The sequence below is a fragment of the Paenibacillus oenotherae genome, assembly GCF_019443105.1.
Lineage (GTDB): Bacteria > Bacillota > Bacilli > Paenibacillales > Paenibacillaceae > Paenibacillus_Z > Paenibacillus_Z oenotherae.
Genome location: NZ_JAHZIJ010000011.1, coordinates 61710 through 80358 on the forward strand (window position 1 = coordinate 61710; position 18649 = coordinate 80358).

Consider the following 18649-nt stretch of genomic DNA (forward strand, 5'->3'; position numbering starts at 1 on the left):
ACTCGCGCTTTTTGTTCATATGCACGCGTCGACGAATTAGTGTTCCCGCTTGAGTCAACGCTTGATTTTCCCGCTCATAACATCTCGATGGCATCTCTCTGATCATCTCTCTCTCATTACCTCTCGCCGATCGCATTTCGCTGATAACAAATTTCCGCACTATATGGTGCATGAGGACGGTGGAGCGGGCATCGGACATAGCAGAGGACAACACCGCACAAAAGAGCAGAATTGAACAGTCAAGAGGACAAAAGTATGGAATAAACAAGAGCGAACAGAGCAGTAAAGAACAGTAAAGAACAGTAAAGAACAGAGTAACACAGCACAGCACAATACAACACAGTACAATTCAGCAGAATAAAGCACAACACAATACAGCACAACACAATACAGCACAACACATCCACAACACAGTATAATAAAAAACCTGCGAAAGTGCAGGGATTTCGGTAAAAAGTAGCCCTGGAAGGCAAAATGCCTGCGAGGAAGCAGGCATTAGAGGCAGAACGGGCCGACTAGAGGCAAAAAAGATAAAATGCCTGCTCTTTGGCAGGCATTTTATCTTTAGCAGGCTGATTTGAGAGAAAACCTGCATTTGTGCAGGCATATTCGCTTGTTCGCCGTAATTGTGATCACTCTCTGCAGCCTCTCGTACATCGAAGCCTCTTTCCGAGCAAAGGGCCGAGACTGCCTTCACGCTCCTGATTCGCAAGTCGAGCGAAGCACAGAAGCTGCCTTCACGCCCCTGATTCGCAAGTCGAGCAAAGGGCCGAGACTGCCTTCACGCTCCTGATTCGCAAGTCGAGCGAAGCACAGAAGCTGCCTTCACGCTCCTGATTCGCAAGTCGAGCAAAGGGCAGAAGCTGCCTTCACGCTCCTGATTCGCAAGTCGAGCAAAGGGCAGAAGCTGCCTTCACGCTCCTGATTCGCAAGTCGAGCGAAGCACAGAAGCTGCCTTCGCGTCTCTAATCCGCTAGTCAAGCGGAGGATTGAAGCTGCCTTCGCGTTCCGCTTGATAGCGGTGGGCGATCCGGCTGCTGGCCGAAGCAGCTATCGCTCCGACAATATCGTCGAGGAAAGTATGGCATTGCTCGTCCTCTTTATCGTTAAGCTTCTTCAGGATGCCTGGCTTCAGCTTGTCTACATAACCGAAATTGGTAAAGCCGATACTGCCATATACATTAACGATGGAGAGGGCAAGAATTTCGTCGCAGCCGTAGAGTCCTTCATCATTCTCTATCATCTCCTGCAGCGGAGAGAGCAGCTTCCCTTCCTCTGCCAATATATCGAGCTGAATTCCGGTGAGAACAGCGTTCTGAACCTCGCGCTTGGACAACACGGCCTCCACATTCTGCTCACAGCGCTCAATGGTGAGGCCGGGGAAATAAGATTGCTGCAAAAACATAACAAGCTCGGCAATCTGGGTCGTTGTAACACCGCGCTTGAGGAGCCATTCCTTGGTGGCAGCAGCTACTTTTTCACTATTAAGGCTATACAATTTGGACTTGGACATTCCTCTCACCTCTTGTCTGTAGTTGTAGGACAAAACAGGTCTATTTGCCCCGAAAGGCTCGTATACATATTACTACAAAAGTGGAACTTGTACCAATCCTATTGCACATGATTGCCAGACTAACCATCGGGGAGGAAGAATGATATGAATCATTATCGCTTGTTTCGCAGGGCTGCGCTGGTCGGAGCGCTCGTACTGCCTGTTCTGACAACGGGGTGCGGCTTGTTCTCGCAGGAGGCGAGTCAATCAATTGACCCGCCGCAAGACAATACCGGGAACGCCACGAGCTGGGAGGATAGTGCCAAGGCTGCGCAGCAGGGCGAAGGGACACAGATGACAGTTTATTTTAAGGATCGCAATGGAAAGCTGGCGCCTATTACTGTCTTGGCTGAGATCGGCAGTGAGGAGAAATGGGGACAGAAAGCGCTGGAGATGATGGTGGACGGCGGCCCGCTCTCAAATGAGATCCCGGAAGGCTTTCAAGCTGTTCTTCCGCAAGGAACGCAAGTGAAGGGCTTCGATGTGATAGCCGATCAGAAACTGGCTATCGTTGATTTCTCCAAGTCGTTTACCGACTATAACGCTATGGATGAGCGGAGTCTTGTTGAAGCGGTAACCTGGACTTTGACCGGCATGGAGGGCATCGAGCAGGTTCAAATTTGGGTGGAGGGCGAGAAGCTGGATGAAATGCCTGTAGACGGTATGCCGCTCGACGATACGATCACGCGTGCTGTCGGCATCAATCTGGAGGCGCAGGACGGGATTAATTACAGCCAATCGACACCGGTCACACTGTATTTCTCTGCCGTCACGCCGAATAATGAGACCTATTATGTGCCTGTTACCCGTCTGATCAACCGTACAGATAATCGGGCGAAGGCGGCGATTGAGCAGCTGATCAGCGGTCCGCTAAGCAGCAAGGAGCTTGAGGCGGTCATGACTCCGGATGTTATTGTGAAGAACGTGACGAAGAAGAATGACATTGCGACGGTGGAGCTGGAGTACAGCGGTTATGAGGAAGGGCAGCAGGCTCCGGCGGAAATGATGCAGGCGGTCGTTCTGGCGATGACTGAGAATACGGGCTTAAAGAAAGTTCAAATCAAAATCAACGGAAAATCGAATGTGAAAGATACGAATAATCAATCGTACAGCGAGCCTGTAAGCAGGCCCCAGCATATGAACGCATTCAAATCGTAACGCATATTCGGATAGGTCAGGCTCAGTACTGGCCGGAACTCCATTGCCGCCCTTATGTCATTCTATGACGTAGGGGCATTTTTTTGCAGCGGGACTTATGGCTTTGATTTGCCATTTGATTTTGCCGACAGTGGGATGGAGTGGATGCTTTTCGCGGCTGTCTTTGGTAAAATAGTGTGATTGGCGATTAAGCTATAGCAAGCATGTAGAATATGGAGGATTACAGAGCATGAGAACTGACGGTAGACAGTGGAATGAGCTACGACCTGTAACGATAACGATGAATGCTAATAAATATGCGGAGGGCTCTGTACTGATTGAGTTTGGCGACACGAAGGTGCTGTGCACAGCTTCGGTGGAAGAGCGGGTGCCGCCATTCATGAAGGGACAGGGCAAGGGCTGGATAACAGCCGAGTATTCGATGCTTCCCCGTGCGACGCAGGTGCGCAATCACCGGGAATCGGCCAGAGGCAAGCTGACCGGGCGCACGATGGAAATTCAACGGCTGATCGGCCGCGCGCTGCGGTCTGTCGTAGATCTGCAAGCGTTGGGAGAGCGGACAATTACGCTGGATTGTGATGTTCTGCAAGCTGACGGAGGCACGCGCACAACTTCAATTACGGGCGCTTTCGTAGCCCTTGCGCTTGCGGTGAACAAGCTGTCGAGAACAGTTGATTTTGCCAAATATCCGATTACGGATTATATGGCTTCCGTCAGTGTTGGCGTTATCGGGGAGCGGACGCTGCTCGACCTTAACTATGAGGAGGATTCCAAGGCGAAGGTCGATATGAATGTCGTTATGACCGGCTCAGGGAAATTCGTGGAGGTCCAGGGCACCGGTGAAGAAGCGCCATTCAGCCGGCAGGAGCTGGACGAGCTGCTGGGAACGGCGGAGGGGGGCATCCTTTCGCTGATCGGCAAGCAGCGCGAGGCGCTGGGAGCGATGGGCAGCCGCATTGGAGTGACCACAATATGAGGCAAGGCGATACCGTCGTCGTAGCAACGAAGAATGCGGGCAAAGTGCGTGAATTTGCACATGCATTCGGCAAGCTTGGCTTGAAGGTAGTCAGCATGTTCGATTATCCGAATCTGCCTGATGTGGAAGAGGACGGCCTTACCTTTGCTGACAATGCCAGGAAGAAGGCAAAGACGATTGCGGATGCGCTCGGCCACCCTGTTCTGGCGGATGACTCCGGTCTTGAGGTTGCTGCGCTGGGCGGAGCACCCGGCGTATACTCAGCACGTTATTCAGGCGATGGAGCAACGGATGAGCGCAATAACGCGAAGCTGGTGGCAGCATTATCCGCAGCGGCAGATACAAGTCCGGAGTCCATCGAGAAGCTGGCTGATGGAGCGAGACTGCTGAGCGATGCGCGGTTTGTATGCGCACTGGCGCTTTATGATCCAGCCTCAGGGCTGTACACGGAAGCAGAGGGATATGTGCCTGGCCGTATTATTGACAAGCCTAGAGGCAGCGGCGGCTTCGGCTACGATCCTCTGTTCTGGCTTCCGCAGTACGGCCGGGCAATGGCTGAATTGACGACCGAGGAGAAGCAAGCGATCAGCCATCGCGGTCAAGCGCTTCAACAGCTGCTTGGGAGAATGGAGCTTGCAGGCAATGGATGATCCGCTTGCCTTTGCCTTGCGCTGAAGAAGGGGAGACCGGGAATGGTAGAGTTTACAGCCGTCATCAACATGCATGAGGGGATGGACGCTGCTTATATCGAATTTCCGTTTGATGTGGAGGCGTTGTACGGTGTCCGCGGTCAAGTGAAGGTGAAGGCAACCTTCGACGGCTATGAATATCGGGGCATCCTTGCCAAGATGGGCCTGTCCTGCCATTGCATCGGGCTTACCAAAGCGGTGCGCCAGTCGATCGGCAAGCAAGGCGGCGACAGCGTTCATGTTACGATAGAGCGGGATGCGGAACCGCGAATGATTGAGGTGCCCGAGCTGCTCCAAGCCGAGCTGATGCATCATCCCTCTGCAGGGAAGACATTCGAAGGGCTGTCCCATTCCAATAAGCGGAAATATATCAGCTGGCTGACAAGCGCGAAGCGGGAGGATACCCGCCGCAACCGTTTGGAACGAACGATTGCCATGCTGGAGGATGGCGTGAAGCATCCCTAAGCGAATACGCTATAAAAGTCGCTGAAAGTCCCGAGAAGAGGCTGACTGAAAAGTTCAAGTCAGTCCAAAATGATGTGAAAAGATGCCTCCAAACCGCTAAAAAGTGGACTGGAAGCATCTTTTTCATTTTATATGGCGGACTTAGCAGGGACTCTGAAATCATCAAACCACTTTCTGGATAACTCCATCTCCAACTGTTTTGCAGCTAGAGTGACGGGGCGAGAAGCCTGCGAATGTGCATGAATTTCGGTTGCAAGAGGCCATAATGGTAGAATGCCTGCGATCATGCATGATTTTGAGCAAAAATCGGCCGTTAAGGGGAAACGAAGGTGAAATACCTGCCCGCTGGCAGGCATTTCACCTTCATGGGGCCAGAAACGAACAAATAAATGCCGTTTCGCAGGTTTCGCCTGGCTCACATCTCTTTTATCTCACAGCAACCTTATAGTGGCGCAGCCACATGTCAACCTGCAGCAGGTAAGCAAACAGCTGCGGACCTGACATCAATTGGCCGAACCAGGGCAGATTGGAGCTGGCAGTATCGGATTCGGCGAGCTGGCGTATTTTCTTCACATTAATGAGTGGAAGAAGGGGGGAGGTGCCATCGCTCAGCACTTCCAGCAATTTTTGGCGGACGGCTCCCAGATAGCTCGGATTATGTGTCTTGGGGTAGGGACTTTTCTTCCGGTAAAGCACATCGCTGGGGAGCACGCCTTCAAGCGAATGCCGCAAAATGCCTTTTTCACGCTCGCCTGCTGTCTTGATCTCCCAAGGAATGTTGAACACATAATCGACCAGACGGTGATCGCAATACGGTACGCGCACCTCAAGCCCGACAGCCATGCTCATCCGATCCTTGCGATCCAGCAGTGTAGGCATAAACCGGGTAATGTTCAGATAGGACATCTCGCGCATTCTCCTTGCCGCGTCATCCTCCCCGGCCAGTCTCGGAACTTCTCCGATGGCGTCCAAATAACGGTCTCCGAGATAATCCAGCGGCCTAATCCATGCGGCAACATCCTCGGCCAGAAGCTCAGCGCGCATGCCGGCAGCAAGCGACCAAGGGAAGGTGCCGGCATTCATCGCATCCTCCCGATGGAACCAGGGGTAACCGCCGAATATTTCATCTGCTGCCTCGCCAGACAGGGCAACCGTCGCTTCCTTCTTGATCTCCCGGCAGAAAAGCAGCAGAGAAGCGTCCACATCCGCCATTCCCGGCAAATCCCGCGCCAGCATCGCTTCACGAAGTGCGTTCACAAGCTCCGGCGTATCAAAGGTAACAGGATGATGCACCGTATGCAGATAGCTGCTCATTCTTGCTATCCAGGGCGCATCGGCATTGGGCTGGAAGTCATGCGCCTTGAAATGCTTGTCGTTATCGACATAATCGACAGAGAAGGTATGAACAGCGCCTTGCCCGGTCCGCTCATAATAGCGGACAGCAAGGGCGGTGAGTGCGCTGGAGTCGAGGCCGCCGGATAATAAGGTGCACAGAGGCACATCGGAGACGAGCTGCCGCTCCACCGTATCCCGCAGCAGCTCGCCTACCTGTGCTGCCGTTGCCGCGGCATCATCCGTATGAGGCCGGCTTTCCAGCTTCCAATATTGCGTCACCGAAACGCCCGCCCGGCTCACGACAGCACAATGCCCTGGCAGCAGCTCCGTTATATCGCGGTATACGCCATTCCCCGGTGTTCTTGCAGGACCAACAATGAAAATCTCCGCCAATCCCTCTGGCCCGATCTCCGGCTTGACGGACGGATGAGCCAGCAATGCTTTGGGCTCAGAGCCGAATACGAAGCGTCCGAGCTGCCTGGAGATGAATAATGGTTTTACGCCAAGCCGATCCCGCGCCAAAAACAGCTTATGCTCGGCAGAATCCCAGATCGCAAAGGCAAATATGCCATTCAGCTTCTCGACACAAGAGGGACCCCATTCCATAAAGGCGACTAACAGCACCTCTGTATCGCAGGTCGTAAGGAATTGCCTTCCCCGGCCCTCCAGCTCCCGCTTCAGCTCCGGCGCATTATACAGCTCGCCATTATAGACAATGACGAACGGATCGTCACCGGCAGTGCGCACCATCGGCTGAGCGCCGCCCACGGGATCGATGACAGAGAGCCTTCTGTGGCCAAGCGCGCAATTCGGGGAGATCCAGGTTCCTGAAGCGTCCGGACCGCGTGCGGCCAGCGTTTCGGTCATCTTTTCCAATATCGAATATTGTTTCGTCAGGTCATCAGTCCAATCGATCCAGCCCGTGAATCCACACATGGTTCTCATTCCTCTCTAAGCGGGGCTTAAACAGCGATACTAAAATGGTTATGCGTTTACGGCGGATAAAATGTCTGTCCGGAAGGGGATGCTAACAGAGTGAAAACGACATCATGACGGAGCTTTATGTTTCTCGGAGAACATTGCCGTGAAAGGAGTTAGAGGGAATGGTTGATGATACCAACGCTTACTATGAGCGCAAAACCTATTATGTATCTGTTCAGGCGGGCTCTATTTTGGAGGATCCTGGCGCAGCGGCATATGAACTGGTCATCCATGCCAATGAAGAGGAATTAAACAAGCTGCAGGAGTTGTTCGAGGAGCTGGTTTCGATGGATGAGGCGCAGACGTTTCATTTTCTTAAAAGCCCTTACGAAACGGCGTCTGACGGGCAGATGAATGCGGGCGTTGACGGATTTCTTGAAGATATTTATAAGCTGCTCTATCAGCTCGGCACATCGGAGACAAGAAGGCATATTGCATCGATGGGACTATTTCCGGAAGGGAGCTTGACATGAACGTGACGGAAGCGCATGTAAGACGGGCGACTGACCGCGAGGGCATTCACTGCTGTGAGGTAGAGGTGCGGACAGATGATCCGGCTGCGCCGGAGCTGCTCGCATTTTTCGGCCCGTCTCGTGATAACGACTTCGATATGCTGGCGGTTGTCAACAATGATGCGAATCGGGAGGTGGATTGGTACGATAATAATCTGCATCAGGCTTTCTCTGATGTCAGCATCAGTCTGTTCCAGACTTCAACGATGAAGACCGACTGGGGCAGGCGCGAGACATTCAAGGAGCAGGTGCTGTCTTACCCCGGGGTAAGGGCGGATATCGCACGATTGCTCGATCGTTGAACACTAATGCTTAAGCGGTAGTATGAAGAATGCGAGCTGCGAGTCAATTGGTTGCGTCATGGGGGAGGCGGGTACGGCTGCCGATACCGGAGTTGCATCGACAGCTTAAAGCGTATGTGTCTTGACCGGAATGTGCAGGGGGCAGAAGGCACAAGGGACAAGAGGGGAGTTAGCGCGGTATGGCAATCTGCCGGCGGGCATGAGCCTGATCGATCATGTAAGCGGCCAGCTGCGAGACGATGGAGATCGGCGCAGTCCGATCGAATCCTTCGAACATTGGGCTCGGATTGCATTCCAGCATGACGAAAGAGCCATCCTTCCGCATCTTCAGATCTACGCCGCTGAACAGCAGTCCTACGGTCCTGCATGCACGAATACATAGCTCTGCGACCGTTTCGCTGATGGCAATCGGCGTTACGGCTGCTTGTCCTGCTCGGTAATCAACCCCTTCGCCCTCCAGCTGGAACGCGCCGAGAATGCGGCCATCCAGCACAAACACACGAATATCCTTGCCAGATACATATTCTTGAAACAGAGCCGGTGCGTATTCCAGCGTCTTCAATCGTTCAGGCTGCTTGTCCTCTTCCTTCAACAAATGGCAGTGTGCTCCTCCGGCGACGGGTTTGTAGATGACATCCCGATAACGGGAAAAGCTCAGTACATCATCGCCATTGCCGGTCACAAGTGTATCCGGGACGGGAATGCCGGCCATGCGCAGCATCTCTATCTGATAGGGCTTGGCAAAATGAAGCAGCAGCGTATCGACGGGGTTAATAAGCAGCTTGCCGTGAAGTGTCAGGCACTTGAGCCAGGACAGCCAGGTTGCATAGCGCTCGCGCTGCGCAGCATAAGCGATATAACCTTCACGCTCGATCTGCTCCTGGATCTCCCCGGCATCGAAGCTGGGTGTAGGAAGAAACAGCGCCCTTAGAAAAAACACATGAACAGGATGAAGCGGCTGCCCGTTGTATCCTGATTCATAGCCTGACAGGCAGCTGTTATTATCCATAGCAGCTTCAATTCCCAGCCTGCTGCCGGATCTGAGTGCCAGAGGGAATGATGGCATTGCGACAGTATCGAGAATAACAGCTGCTGCTCCTTGCTTGTTAAGCTCATCCTTCAAATAAAGACAATGACGCTCTCCTGCTGCACCGACAATGGCTACCGTAATATCGCTTGACATATGGATTCCTCCCATAAAATTGCAGGTTGAACGGATTGAACGGCCGCTGAGGGGGTGCGAGGTCACGCGGGCAGCCTTTTCTGCGGCCGTTCTTCCCTACCATCCTTACAGTTCAGATCGTGCAAGATTCGGTTCAGTACGATTATCAATCGTTTTTATATGGAATGATGCCTTGAAATCTGCAGCGGAGATGCAAGAACCAGCTAGCTGGTTAGCATCCGCCTTCTTCTCCAATAGCCATCGTTGTAAAAATGTCTCCGCCTTCTTCTCCAATCGCAAGTGTCGTGTAGATCCGGTCGCGCGCTTCGGAATTAGCGAACAGCGCTGCATTGGATTTGCGGGTTTCCAGCTCCGTGATGAACATACGTTGGTTGTCCATTGTTGTATTCACCTCCTTGCTGAATGAGAGTGGGAGGTACCTTTGCCCCGATCTAAATTATACCAGACAGTCCAATGCCTAGAAATCCGGCCAAAAGTCATAAATGAGAGCGCTTTATTTAAGTCCGTTAGGGTCCTATTAACTAAAACTTCGACCATACAAGCCATGATTATCCATCGTAACAAAAATTGTCTATTCATTCGGCGTAGCCTATGCAACATAACAAGATAGCTCTCCGGGACTTATTAAGATGAATGCAGATTGCAATATTCCTTTTGCTTCTTGAAATTAGATATGTAAACAACAAGAGAGGTGTCCGAAAAGTCCAATATCCACTGAGTCAGTCCCCAATGATGTGAAAAAGATGCCTCCAAAACCACTAAAAAGTGAGCTGGAAGCATCTTTTTCATTGCATATGGGAGACTTGCTCTTCCAGATAGCATTCATTCTCTCCGCCGTCATAACCTGCAGGGGCTGGGAGATTTCCCAGCGCTGCCTTCCCCTTTATCCAAGTTTGGAGTGCAGGCAGAGCGACGGAGTAAGAAGCCTGCGAATGTGCATGAATTTTGGTTACAAGACGCCATAACGGTAACATTCCTGTGATGAAGCATGAATTTGAGAAATAATCGGCCGATATGGGCAAACGAAGGTGAAATACCTGCACGCTGGCAGGCATTCCACCTTCAAAGGGTCAAAAATGAGAAAATAACTGCCGTTTCGCAGGTTTTGCCCAGCGTAGTTCGCATCTCGCATATCTCTTTTTCCGTACCGTGCACGCCTCCCGGCGGTGTTTGAATGACAGCTCGTCCTCTGGCGAGGAGTAAGTCAAGTCAACAGTCCCGTGATCGCAGGCAGTCCGTCCACATCGTACAGCTTCTTAAAATTGGAGCTGAGATTACCAACATGGACTTCGGGACAACTCCTTTGGGACACCGATTGTTGGTCAGGACGTTGTCGTTCCAGCAGAAGCGGAGCCGTTAAATGCGACAGGTCCGGACAAGATGATGGCATCCGATGTGGATGAAATAAATAGCGTATATCTGATCTCACCTGCCAAAACTGCTGCTGCTGGCGGGAAATCACCCGCAGTTATACTAAGCGGACTGAATACCCGGATAAAATCAGTATCGAACACCTGCTGGTGAATCAACACTCCGGTTCCGGCTGTACTTGACCCATTCCTTTCGATTGTTAAAGTTATTACAGGTTCTGCTTCAGTATCAACCGTTAACCCGACAGTTCCTTCAAGCGCAATCCTTACATTAGCCGCATTTCCCGAATGAATGGCACCTCCCGTCTGAAGGCCGATATCGCCTATTAACAGTGGAGTAGTCGATAAAGGATCCGTCCCGTTGCTGTTGTTCGAATGAATGGAAATTCGTTCGTCCAGAAAAACAATTGACATAAACACTCATCTCCTCTCTCCTAGTACAAGCATTGCTATATTATATGGGACAGCATTCAAATAGAAACGTTAATTGCCCACAAAATATGAAATAGGCTCTGTTCATGTACCGTCCAAAAAATGGAGGAAGATTATAACATAAAATTTGGCGGTACGGGGATAAGTTTCATCCTGTTCAAACCGTATTTACAGCAACCGCATGATCATTTAACAATAGATATATGAAATCCATTATTCAATTAAAGGTTGAGATGAGCATGCTGGAGCTAATAAGCGAAATGATTAGTGAACTAACCTTGCTCACCAAAAAGGAGCAAAGTGCGATTTGTCAGGCATTCGCGGATAGTGTGATTTATGAGGATGCGGGTGAGTGCACCATAGAGCTGTTAATTGTAGAACGGCTGTTAGAATTGCCGGGCGGATATATTTCAGACGCGATATCCCATAGAGAATAACTGGCTTATGAAATGAACTATCGATTTCTATCGCGTTCCCAGAAGAATGCCTGGGCAACAAAAAAATCCTCAAACCCTTGATGTCACTGGGTTTGAGGATTTTATCTATATATTGAACCTGACTCATCTTAATTATAATGGCGTCCCAGGAGGGATTCGAACCCCCGACCAACGCCTTAGAAGGGCGTTGCTCTATCCAGCTGAGCTACTGGGACACGTAATGGATATTATAGCATGCGTTTTTGGGTTTGCGCAAGAGGGAATTGAAAATTTGTTTTTTATGTGACTGACCGGTCAATCAATTTGACTTTTGAACAAAGTTCAAATAGTATTTCAGTATAGTTGAACAAAGTTCAAAAAAATATCGAGACAGATTGGGAGTGGATTTGTGAAAGGGATTATTGGTTTTTCGATCAATAATAAGTTTGCGATATGGCTCATGACCATCATTATTACTATCGGCGGTTTGTACGCTGGACTTAACATGAAGCAGGAAACAATTCCTAACATTGAAGTGCCGATTCTAATGGTGAATACCGTTTATCCCGGTGCTGCACCAGAGGAAGTTGCGGACAACCTTACGAAGCTGCTGGAGACGAGGGTCAAGAACCTGAGCGGCATTACAGCCTACAACTCCACTTCGAGAGAGAATGTTTCTTCCATCGTTCTGGAATATGACTACAGCAAGGATATGAAGGAGGCGGAGAGCGAGCTGAGTGCTGTGCTGGACGGGTTTGAAGCTCCAGAAGGCGCTCAATCGCCGCAAATCTCCAAGCTAAGCCTGAATGATTTTCCAGTCGTCTCGCTTAGCGTAACGGACAAAGCCTTGTCGCTCGAAGATGTGACCAAGCTGATCGAGAATGAAATTAAACCATCGCTTGAAGGCATCGACGGGATCGGGACGGTAGCAATTGCGGGACAGCATCTCAAGGAAGTGCTGCTGACCTTTGACAAGGTCAAGATGCAGGAGCTCGGCCTGAGTGAAGAGACAGTCCGGGCCATCGTTGGAGCGTCGGCGATCAAAGCTCCGCTTGGCTTGTTCGAATTGGACAAGACGGAGAAGGCTATTGTAGTTGACGGCAATATTACGACACTAGAGCAGCTTAAGAACCTCGCGGTTCCTGTTATTCCATCCGGGGTAGGGTCAGGTGCAGGTGCGGGAGCAATCGGCCAGGTACAGGCAGGCATGGGACAGGAGCAGCAGCTGGCAGCAGGCGGGCCGATGCAGGGCATCCCGACGATCAAGCTGTCGGATATTGCGGATATCAAGCTGGAAGGCAAGGCGGAGTCGATCTCCCGCACGAACGGCCAGGAGTCCATCGGAATTAACATTACGAAGGCTTCCGATGCCAATACGGTTGATGTTGTAAATGCGGTAAAGGAAATAGCTGATAATTTCGAACAGGATCATAAGGGTCTTGAAATCATCGTCCTGCTTGATCAGGGCAAGCCGATTGAGGATTCAGTCAGTACGATGTTTGATAAAGCATTGTTTGGCGCATTATTCGCCGTCATTGTTATTATGCTCTTCTTGAGAAACATCCGCACGACCATTATATCCATTGTTTCCATCCCGCTGTCGCTTGTTATTGCAATATTGATCTTGAAGCAGATGGATATTACGCTCAATATTATGACGCTTGGCGCGATGACGGTAGCGATTGGACGGGTAGTTGACGACTCGATTGTCGTTATCGAGAACAGCTACCGCCGAATGTCGCTTCGCACGGAGAAGCTGAAGGGCAAGGAGCTTATTACCGAAGCAACGCGAGAAATGTTTATCCCGATTCTTTCGTCAACGCTTGTTACGATTGCTGTATTCGTACCGCTCGGAACGGTTAGCGGGCCAATCGGCGAGATCTTTATGCCATTTGCTTTGACGATGGTGTTCGCGCTGCTGGCTTCACTGCTTGTAGCGATTACGATTGTGCCGATGATGACACATCTCATGTTCCGCAATGGTCTCAAGGACAAGCAAAAGCATGAGGAGAAGGCAGGCAAGCTGGCGCTGAAATACCGTCAAGTTCTCAACTGGTCCTTGAATCACAAAATTATTACCTTCCTGCTGGCAATTGTTCTGCTTGGCGGAAGCTTCGTTCTGGTTCCCAAGGTCGGCTTCAGCTTCCTTCCGGAAGAGCCGGAGAAGTATGCAATGGTTACGTACACGCCTGGTCCAGGGAAATTGATCGGCGATGTTGAGCAAACAGCACTGGAAGCGGAGAAGCTGATTATGGCCCGTGAAGGCGTCACGAATCTGCAGTATTCCGTCGGCGGCGAGAATCCGCTCAGCTTTGGCCCGAATAAGAATGCGCTGTTCTATGTGCAGTACGAGAGCGATACAAAGGATTTCAATGATGAGAAGGCTGCGCTTATTGAAGCGATGTCCACGGTCGAGCCGACAGGCAAATGGGCCGAGATGGATTTTGGCGGAGGTCTTGGCGGCAGCAAAATGAGCTTGTCTATCTATGGCGACACCATCGAAGATATTAAGCCAGTCGTCGGGCAAGTGGAAGAGATTATGAAGGGCAATGAATCGCTGGAGAAAGTCGAGTCATCTCTATCCAAACAATATGAGCAGTATACACTCGTGGCAGACCAGCAGAAGCTGAGCCAATACGGCTTGACTGCCGGAGAGATCGCCATGAAGCTAAGTCCGATGCGCGAGCGTCCGGTACTGACGCAGGTAGAGGTGGAAGGCAAACAATATAACGTATATGTGGAAGTCGATAAGAAGCAATACAATACGATTGCTGACATTGAGAATGAAACCATAACTTCGAAGCTGGGCATTTCCGTACCGCTCAAGGATGTTGTGAAGGTAGAAGAAGGAACAACAGCGAACACCATTACACGCAAGGACGGCAAGCTGTTCATTGAAGTGTCGGCCAAAGTGACCTCGAAGGATGTAGGGTCCGTATCCACCGCTATCCAGAAAGAAGTTGACAAGCTGGAACTGCCTGCGTCTGTAAAGGTTGATTTTGGCGGAGTAACGGAGCAGCTTAACGATACAATGACACAGCTCGGACTCGCTATGCTGGCTGCAATTGCGATTGTCTATCTGCTGCTCGTTATTACTTTCGGCGGCGCATTGACACCATTCGCCATCTTATTCTCGCTGCCGTTCACCATCATTGGCGCATTGGTCGGCTTGTATCTTGCTGGTGAAACGATCAGTGCTCCGGCGATGATGGGAGCGCTCATGCTGATCGGTATCGTTGTAACCAATGCTATCGTTCTCATTGACCGTGTGCTGCATATGGAGAAGGAAGGACTATCCACCCGTGAGGCGCTGCTGGAGGCAGCAGGTACGAGACTTCGTCCAATTCTGATGACCGCGCTCGCTACGATTGGCGCTCTGCTCCCGCTTGTGCTTGGCTTCGAAGGCGGCAGCGGCGGTCTGATCTCCAAGGGGCTGGGTATTACGGTTATCGGCGGTCTGACAAGCTCGACGCTGCTTACCTTGTTGATCGTGCCAATCGTATATGAGTTCCTGGCGAAATTCCGCAGAAAATCCGCTAACCAAGAGTAAGGAGGGCGGTGCAGTCGTGGAAGGTACAGGCAAGAAGCAACAAATTATTGAGACAGCCATCAAGTGCTTCTCCGAGAAAGGGTATCGGGGCACATCGATTCAGGATATTGCCGATACGCTTGGAATTGCCAAGGGCTCCATGTACTTCTATTTCAAATCGAAGGAAGATTTGCTCCATTCCATTTGCAAATATTATCTGGAGCATCTGGGGAAGTATATTTCCCATATCGAGCATATTCCGAATTTGTCGCCGCGGGAGAAGCTGAGGGAAATGGTGTCTCAGGGGTTCAGGCAATATGAAGAGCATAAGAGCTTCATCGTAATTCTTATGCAGGAGCGGTTCGAACTCAATGAAGAGATTCATGAGCTGATGATTAAAGCCAGAAGACAAGGGCTGCTGTGCAGCCAGCGCCTGATTTGCAAGATCTATGGCCAGGAGGTGGAGCCGTATGCATGTGATGCGGCTTTCCTGTTCCATTCCTTGATAGACGGCTATCTAAGTTTGTGCATTATGGAGAAGAGATCCTATGATGTCGATAAATTAGCGGATTTTGTCATGAAAAGAACAGATGAGATCGTGTTCGGCATGATTACCAGCGAAGCAGCGACGATTCTGGGCGAGGAAGCGCTGATGGAATGGGAAGCTTCTGCTGCGGGCGGCAGTCAAGGCGAGAAAGTCGGTGTGATGGGCGGTATAGCTGCCATTCGTGCCGCGCTGGAGCAAGCGAGCCTCCCGGAAGAGCAGTTGGGCGAGATCATCTCCTCGCTTCAGGTGATGGAGACCGAATTCGAGAAGGTGGAGCCGCAGCCGATCGTCATTAAGGGCATGCTGTCACTGATCAAGAGCATGAAAGTTAATGAGCTGAAGAAGCATCTCCCAAAGCTTGAGCAAGACATTAAAGATCTGATAGGTTGAAGAACGTGGAAGGGGCAGTTCTGCATCGCTTGCAAGCCGTGCAGAGCTGTCCTTTTTATGCAGGAAAGAAGCAAGGGGCAGGAAGAGGTGCTTCACTTCATCCCGGTGATGGTAATCAACAACAGGTAGTGTTATAATCGTACTCAAAACTCCAATGATGTCCTGTGAACAGCGGCGGTTACATAGACAAGGCGGTGATTCTATCTCGACATCCAATCCCCCTAAGGACGACCATAAGGATAATGTGTATTTGTTCCCCCGGATGCTGGATCAATATCAGATTCAGTTGACAAGAATGCTTGAAGCTGAACAGTATAGGGAAGCTAAGGGACTATTGAATTTTCTGCTTCAGTGTCAAGGCGAGGACAAGCGTCACTATGAGGAATGGGGAAATTTGTTAACCTGGCTGGAGATGGCATTTCCGTCCTATGAGGCAGAGCAGCACGGCTTCGTTCCCATGGATCAGGCCAGTCCCCAAGGCGAGGCGGAGGACAATGAGGATGCTTTGCGCAAGCAGGCGCTCGTATCAGACCGTCAGGATGACGATTATGTGGCGCAGGTGCTGTATATTATGCAGAACCATCCAATAGCCGATCAACAAATTCTGGCATTGGAGCGGGCTGCGCATCTCGATAATCCGGTTGTGGACGAGACGATACTATCCTGGCTTGACGGAAGTGACATCCATCCGGCACTGCAATTCAAAGCACTGCAATGCTTGCGCAGACGCGGCCACACGGGTACGATCCGGCTCAATCGGCTGGGCGAGCAGGTCGAGCTTGAGCTGGACGGGACACCACTGTCGATGGATGATTTTCCTCCCGTGGTTACAAAGGTAGTAGAAAGGGTAGAATCGATAACAGAGGTTATAGATGCTACCATGCCGCATTTTGCAAGAGAGCTTTGGAAAGAATGCATACAGTGCTTCTACGGCACATCCGCCTATGTCCGAATGAAGGATGACGAGGAGACAATTGATTGCTACGCTGCGGCGCTGCACCAGTCTCTGGAGCTGACCTTGTACGGCAGAGCGGATGACGACGACATACGTGATACATACGGGATTACAGATTCGCTGAGGTTTCGGTATGAGCAGGCTTGCCGGACACTTCGACACGTTGTTGAGATGCAAGATCGCGGTGAAGGAGAGGAGCCTTGATATTCTAGAGGATGTTGATTATAATATAGTGGTTTATTAAACGTGAAACCGGACGCTGGTAGCGTTATTTAATTTGGAGGGGAAAGTATAGCATGAAAGCAACTTGGGAAAAGATAGACAAGAATCTTGTAGCGCTTGATGTAGAGGTAGGCGCAGAGCAAGTAACAGAAGCATTGGACAAGGCATTTAAGAAAGTCGTTCTTAAAGTGAACGTGCCTGGATTCCGCAAAGGCAAAGTGCCTCGGGGCATTTTCGAATCCCGTTTCGGCGTGGAGAGCTTGTATCAGGATGCAATCGACATTCTGCTCCCAGAGGTTTATTCCGCAGCGCTGAAGGAAACAGGCGTTGAGCCGGTTGACCGCCCTGATATCGAGATTGAGCAATTCAGCAAGGGCCAGGAGTTCAAATTCAAAGCTAAAGTAACGGTAAAGCCTGAAGTACAGCTTGGCGAGTACAAGGGTGTTGAAGTTCCGGCAGCCGATGTAACCATTGGCGAAGAGGAGATCGCAGCTGAGCTGGAGCGTCTGCAACAGCGTCAAGCTGAGCTGGTCGTCATTGACGAGGGCGCAGCTGAGCTGGGCGATGTAACGGTTATCGATTTCGACGGCTACCTGGATGGCGAGCCGTTCGAAGGCGGCAAGAGCGAGCGTTACTCGCTGGAGCTGGGCTCAGGCTCCTTTATCCCGGGCTTCGAGGATCAAGTAGCAGGCATGCAAACGGGGGATTTCAAGGATATCGAAGTAACCTTCCCTGAGAGCTACCATGCAGAGAATCTTGCTGGCAAGCCTGTCGTATTCAAGGTGAAGCTGCACGAAATCAAACGCAAGAGCCTTCCGGCGCTTGATGATGAATTTGCTAAGGACGTAAGCGAGTTCGATACGCTTGAGGAGTTCAAACAGGATCTGTCCGGCAAGCTGGCAGAGCGCAAGGAGAAAGAAAACGAGCAGGCTCGCGAAGTAGCAGTCGTGGACAAAGTGGCTGAAGCGGCGGAGATCGATATCCCTCAGGCGATGATTGACTCCGAGACGAACTTCATGCTTCGCGATTTCGAGAACCGTCTTCGCATGCAGGGCATGAACCTTGACCTGTACTACCAGTTCTCAGGCCAAGATGAAGCAGCGCTTCGCGCTCAAATGAACGGCGATGCGCTCAAGCGTGTCCGCAACAACCTGGTGCTCGAGCAAATCGCGAAGAATGAGAGCATTGAAGTAAATGATCAAGACCTGAATGATGAGCTGGAGAACCTCTCCAAGCAATACAGCCGTACAGTTGAAGAGCTTCGCGAGATCTTCACTGCTAATGGCAACCTGGACAACATCAAGGAAGACCTTGTCCTTCGCAAAACGATCAAATTCCTGCTCGACAACAGCAAAGCAGCTACAGAAGTAGCATAAGGATACGCGGCCGTCCAAGTGACGGCTCGTTTCTTCATCAAGCGAGGCACGTACTTTTACGTGCCTTGTTTTTAACAAAATGGTTGGACGGAACGAAGTTTATAGATAGCGCTTACCCACATACATAGCACAGTTTCACATTCGGGGTCCGCCCCATACATATCGATTGATCAAAGCCGTATAATGTACTATTGCAGAAAAATGACATTGCATCCGGAACATGATAAAATAATGGTCTAAGTCCCTTTAAACCGCTAAA

At 50.8% G+C, this 18649-nt stretch carries 16 protein-coding genes and 1 tRNA gene; 11 read left to right on the forward strand and 6 right to left on the reverse strand.

Annotation, left to right across the window (positions count from 1 at the left end):
* Positions 1 to 973 precede the first annotated feature (973 nt).
* A complete protein-coding gene (locus tag K0T92_RS15625) occupies positions 974 to 1513 on the reverse strand; it encodes a phosphatidylglycerophosphatase A family protein (protein WP_219873415.1) in 540 nt (179 codons plus the stop codon).
* A gap of 144 nt (positions 1514 to 1657) precedes the next feature.
* Here K0T92_RS15625 and K0T92_RS15630 point away from each other — a divergent pair, with 144 nt between their 5' ends.
* The 4 genes from K0T92_RS15630 to K0T92_RS15645 all read left to right on the forward strand — a co-directional run bounded on the left by K0T92_RS15630 (position 1658) and on the right by K0T92_RS15645 (position 4840).
* Positions 1658 to 2710 carry a GerMN domain-containing protein gene (locus K0T92_RS15630; RefSeq protein ID WP_219873416.1) on the forward strand — a complete coding sequence of 351 codons (1053 nt, stop codon included), beginning with the start codon at positions 1658 to 1660 and terminating at the stop codon, positions 2708 to 2710.
* A gap of 229 nt (positions 2711 to 2939) precedes the next feature.
* Entirely contained in the window at positions 2940 to 3686 is a 747-nt protein-coding gene (gene rph / locus K0T92_RS15635) for a ribonuclease PH (protein ID WP_219873417.1), read from the forward strand.
* Positions 3683 to 4336 carry an RdgB/HAM1 family non-canonical purine NTP pyrophosphatase gene (gene rdgB, locus K0T92_RS15640; RefSeq protein WP_219873418.1) on the forward strand — a complete coding sequence of 218 codons (654 nt, stop codon included), beginning with the start codon at positions 3683 to 3685 and terminating at the stop codon, positions 4334 to 4336. The genes rph and rdgB overlap by 4 nt, the downstream gene beginning before the upstream one ends.
* 42 nt (positions 4337 to 4378) lie before the next feature.
* Entirely contained in the window at positions 4379 to 4840 is a 462-nt protein-coding gene (locus K0T92_RS15645) for a YdeI/OmpD-associated family protein (protein WP_219873419.1), read from the forward strand.
* A 426-nt stretch (positions 4841 to 5266) separates the two neighbouring features.
* Here the strand turns inward: K0T92_RS15645 and asnB are convergent, their stop codons facing one another.
* On the reverse strand, positions 5267 to 7111 hold the full coding sequence (gene asnB, locus K0T92_RS15650; protein WP_219873420.1) for an asparagine synthase (glutamine-hydrolyzing): 1845 nt from the start codon (positions 7109 to 7111) through the stop codon (positions 5267 to 5269).
* A 167-nt stretch (positions 7112 to 7278) separates the two neighbouring features.
* On the opposite strand from asnB, the gene K0T92_RS15655 reads away from it, so the two are divergent.
* Together K0T92_RS15655 and K0T92_RS15660 are read left to right on the forward strand one after the other, a co-directional pair.
* Positions 7279 to 7629, forward strand: a complete 351-nt coding sequence (locus K0T92_RS15655; protein ID WP_219873421.1) for a hypothetical protein — start codon at positions 7279 to 7281, stop codon at positions 7627 to 7629.
* Positions 7626 to 7970: a hypothetical protein gene (locus K0T92_RS15660; protein ID WP_219873422.1), complete on the forward strand. Its 345-nt coding sequence runs from the start codon at positions 7626 to 7628 to the stop codon at positions 7968 to 7970. The genes K0T92_RS15655 and K0T92_RS15660 overlap by 4 nt, the downstream gene beginning before the upstream one ends.
* Before the next feature lie 169 nt (positions 7971 to 8139).
* Here the strand turns inward: K0T92_RS15660 and K0T92_RS15665 are convergent, their stop codons facing one another.
* From K0T92_RS15665 to K0T92_RS15675, 3 genes are all read right to left on the reverse strand, one after another.
* Positions 8140 to 9153, reverse strand: a complete 1014-nt coding sequence (locus tag K0T92_RS15665) for an ATP-grasp domain-containing protein (RefSeq protein ID WP_219873423.1) — start codon at positions 9151 to 9153, stop codon at positions 8140 to 8142.
* A gap of 211 nt (positions 9154 to 9364) precedes the next feature.
* On the reverse strand, positions 9365 to 9532 hold the full coding sequence (locus K0T92_RS15670; protein WP_219873424.1) for a hypothetical protein: 168 nt from the start codon (positions 9530 to 9532) through the stop codon (positions 9365 to 9367).
* A 943-nt stretch (positions 9533 to 10475) separates the two neighbouring features.
* Positions 10476 to 10937 carry a hypothetical protein gene (locus tag K0T92_RS15675; RefSeq protein WP_219873425.1) on the reverse strand — a complete coding sequence of 154 codons (462 nt, stop codon included), beginning with the start codon at positions 10935 to 10937 and terminating at the stop codon, positions 10476 to 10478.
* A 257-nt stretch (positions 10938 to 11194) separates the two neighbouring features.
* Between K0T92_RS15675 and K0T92_RS15680 the strand changes: the two genes are divergently transcribed.
* Positions 11195 to 11392 (forward strand): hypothetical protein, encoded by a 198-nt coding sequence (locus tag K0T92_RS15680; protein WP_219873426.1) that lies wholly within the window; start codon positions 11195 to 11197, stop codon positions 11390 to 11392.
* 138 nt (positions 11393 to 11530) lie between these two features.
* Here K0T92_RS15680 and K0T92_RS15685 read toward each other — a convergent pair.
* Positions 11531 to 11607 (reverse strand) — tRNA-Arg (locus K0T92_RS15685).
* 173 nt (positions 11608 to 11780) lie between these two features.
* On the opposite strand from K0T92_RS15685, the gene K0T92_RS15690 reads away from it, so the two are divergent.
* The 4 genes from K0T92_RS15690 (at position 11781) to tig (ending at position 18390) form a co-directional block, all read left to right on the forward strand.
* Positions 11781 to 14921 carry an efflux RND transporter permease subunit gene (locus K0T92_RS15690; RefSeq protein WP_219873427.1) on the forward strand — a complete coding sequence of 1047 codons (3141 nt, stop codon included), beginning with the start codon at positions 11781 to 11783 and terminating at the stop codon, positions 14919 to 14921.
* Positions 14922 to 14937: 16 nt separating this feature from the next.
* Positions 14938 to 15837 (forward strand): TetR/AcrR family transcriptional regulator, encoded by a 900-nt coding sequence (locus tag K0T92_RS15695; protein WP_219873428.1) that lies wholly within the window; start codon positions 14938 to 14940, stop codon positions 15835 to 15837.
* Positions 15838 to 16081: 244 nt separating this feature from the next.
* Positions 16082 to 16996: a WbqC family protein gene (locus K0T92_RS15700; protein ID WP_343223720.1), complete on the forward strand. Its 915-nt coding sequence runs from the start codon at positions 16082 to 16084 to the stop codon at positions 16994 to 16996.
* Between the two features lie 92 nt (positions 16997 to 17088).
* Positions 17089 to 18390, forward strand: coding sequence for a trigger factor (tig, locus tag K0T92_RS15705; RefSeq protein ID WP_219873429.1), 1302 nt, complete (start codon positions 17089 to 17091; stop codon positions 18388 to 18390).
* Positions 18391 to 18649 lie beyond the last annotated feature (259 nt).